The following is a 2,690-nucleotide window of genomic DNA, read 5'->3' as shown; positions in this document are numbered from 1 at the left end:
CCGCACCGGGATGCGCGCGGGCCTGCTCGGGATCGGGCACGATCACCGCGAGCGTGCCGTCGAAGTCGAGGGCCACGACGGCCCGTTCCGGCCGCGCCAGAATCGCGGCGAGGCCGTCCCGCCCGGCCGCCGTGACGGGCTCGGGCAGTCCGGACCGTCCAGGACCGGCGTGCTGCGCGTACGTAGGGTCACCCATGGGCCCGACCTTAACCGGGTCAGCGCTCCTCGCGCCGTGACTCCCGCACCCGGCGCAGCCGATTGACCGTAATCGGGTCGTGGGCGAGCGCGCGCGGGTCGTCGAGGAGGGCGTTCAGGAGCTGGTAGTAGCGCACGGGCACCATGCCGAGCTCCTCACGCACGGCACGTTCCTTGGCGCCGGGCCCCGGCCAGTCACGCCGCTCCAGCGCCAGCACGGCGAGGTCCCGCTCCGAAAGTCCCTGTCCCGTCATGCCGACACGCTATTCCGCGTTCTCCTCGGCGACCGCCTTGTTCTGCAGACGGCCGAGGACGGACGCGGGGTTGCCGTTCTTCTCCACGGTCTTGCCGATGTCCTTCTTGATCCCGGCGGAGACCTGCGCCCAGGACGTCTTGCCCACCGGATAGAGCTGGGAGGTCGGCAGCTCCTTGAGGAACTTGCCCAGCTCGCTGTCGCCGCGCTGCTCGGCCATCGTCTCGGACGCCGAGGTCGTCACGGGCAGGATGTCGTACTCGTTGGAGAACTCAAGCACGTTCTTCTTGCTGTACGCGTAGTCGAGGAACTTCCCGATCTCCTTGCGGTGACCGTTCTGCTTGAACGCCATCATCCAGTCGGCGACACCCATCGTGGCCTGCGCCTTGCCGTTGACTCCGGGCGCCGGCACCATGCCGAACTTCACGCCCTTCTTGGCGGCCATCTTCATCAGCGTGGGGTGGCCGTTCAGCATGCCGACCTCGCCGCGCGCGAACGCCGCGAAGGCCTCGGCGCGGTTCAGCTCGCCGGGCGCCTTCGGCCCGGTCAGGCCCTCGCCGACCAGCTCGTCCCGCAGCCAGGCGAACGTCTTGGTGTTCTGCTTGGAGTCGATGCTGTAGGAGTTGACGTTGTCGGTGTAACCGCCGCCGCCGCTCAGCATCCACATCAGCGTCTCGGCGGGCGCCTCCTCGGGACCGAGGGGCAGCGCGTACGGGATCTTCACGCCGCGCGCCTTGAGGACCTTCGCGTCGGCCTGGAGCTCGCTCCAGCTCTGCGGCGGGGTGAGGTTCGCGTCCTTGAAGAGCTTGGTGTTGTAGAAGAGCAGGCGCGTGGAGGAGGCGAACGGCATGCCGTACTGCGTGCGGTTGACCTCACCGGCCTGCGCGAGCGGGGCGAGGAAGTCGGCCTGGGTGGCGATGGAGAGGACCTCGTCGGCCTCGTACAGCTTGTCCTGGGCCGCGTAGTCCGCGTAGGCGCCGATCTGGGCCATGTCGGGCGCCTCGCCCTTCTTGACCATCTCCTTGACCTCGCGGTCCACGTCGTTCCAGGAGTGCACGGTGACGTCGACCTTGATGCCGGGGTTCTCCTCCTCGAACCCCTCGACCACCTTGTCCCAGTACTTCGACGAGCTGTTCGCGGCGGAGTCGCCGTAGTCCGCGGCCACCAGTTTGAGGGTGACGTCGCCTGAGTCGCCGGGACCGCCGCAGCCGGCGAGGGCGCCCGCCATGCCCAGTACGGCCACCGCCGCGGTCAGTCCTGTCGCGCGCCGCTGCACAGCTGTCCCACCCTCATTGCTCACGTTGTTGCGGGGCCTGCCCGTCCCACACCTGAACTGCGAGTTTCTCCCGAGTCCGGACACAAGGTCTACACCACCCGAGTATCACTTGTGCAACGGCGGTACATATAGGCACAGCAGTCCACCCCGAGCACCGTACCGAACCCCCGGCGGGCCCCTTCCGGCCCGGCCCCGGTGGCGGTCCCGCACTGACGAGGAGCCACGCAGCATGTCGCGTACCGCAGCAGAGATAGCCACCCAGCCCGCCTGCTGGCAGCGGGCGGCGGAGGCGGTCACCTCCTTCGAGGGCCTGCCGCGGCCGGGGGAGCGGGTCGCCGTCACCGGGTGCGGGACCTCGTGGTTCATGGCCATCGCGTACGCCGCGCTGCGGGAGGCCGCCGGACAGGGCGAGACCGACGCCTTCGCCTCCTCGGAGTTCCCGGCCGGGCGCCGCTACGATCGCGTGGTCGCGATCACCCGTTCCGGTACGACGACGGAGGTCCTCGCCCTCCTCGGACAGCTCAAGGGGAAGGTGCCGACCGTCGCGCTGACCGCCGACCCCAGGACGCCGGTCATGGAGGCCGCCGACGCCGTGGCCGTCCTGGACTGGGCGGACGAGGAGTCGGTCGTCCAGACCCGCTTCGCGACGACGGCTCTGGCGTTCCTGCGGGCGGGCCTCGGGGACGTTCCGGGCGTGAAGCCGGTGGCCGAGGCGGCGGTCGACGCCGAACTCGCGATCTCGGAGCCCCTGCCGGACTCCGTGGTCGGCGCGGAGCAGTGGACGTTCCTCGGCCGGGGCTGGACGTACGGACTGGCTCTTGAGGCCGCCCTGAAGATGCGGGAGGCCGCGGGGGCCTGGACGGAGGCCTACCCGGCCATGGAGTACCGGCACGGGCCGATCTCCATCACCGGGCCCGGCCGGGTGGCCTGGATGTTCGGGACGCTGCCGGAGGGGCTCGCGGGGGA

Annotated in this window: 3 protein-coding genes and 1 pseudogene; 1 reads left to right on the top strand and 3 read right to left on the bottom strand. The window is 70.2% G+C overall.

Features of this window, described 5'->3' with window-relative positions; all coding sequences use genetic code 11:
• From AB8Z36_RS35140 to AB8Z36_RS35130, 3 genes and pseudogenes are all read right to left on the bottom strand, one after another.
• Positions 1-196 (bottom strand): annotated as a pseudogene (locus AB8Z36_RS35140) (trehalose-phosphatase); the annotation flags it as partial.
• A gap of 19 nt (positions 197-215) precedes the next feature.
• The gene (locus AB8Z36_RS35135) at positions 216-449 is read right to left on the bottom strand and encodes a DUF3263 domain-containing protein (RefSeq protein WP_369217444.1); all 234 of its coding nucleotides are present in this window, start codon (positions 447-449) and stop codon (positions 216-218) included.
• 9 nt (positions 450-458) lie between these two features.
• Positions 459-1,724: an ABC transporter substrate-binding protein gene (locus AB8Z36_RS35130; RefSeq protein WP_440582083.1), complete on the bottom strand. Its 1,266-nt coding sequence runs from the start codon at positions 1,722-1,724 to the stop codon at positions 459-461.
• A 229-nt stretch (positions 1,725-1,953) separates the two neighbouring features.
• On the opposite strand from AB8Z36_RS35130, the gene AB8Z36_RS35125 reads away from it, so the two are divergent.
• Positions 1,954-2,690: SIS domain-containing protein (locus tag AB8Z36_RS35125; RefSeq protein ID WP_369217443.1), on the top strand; the 737-nt coding region annotated here is incomplete at its 3' end.

This window comes from Streptomyces flavofungini, assembly GCF_041028215.1.
GTDB lineage: Bacteria > Actinomycetota > Actinomycetes > Streptomycetales > Streptomycetaceae > Streptomyces > Streptomyces flavofungini_B.
This window is presented reverse-complemented; position numbering and strand designations above follow the sequence as displayed.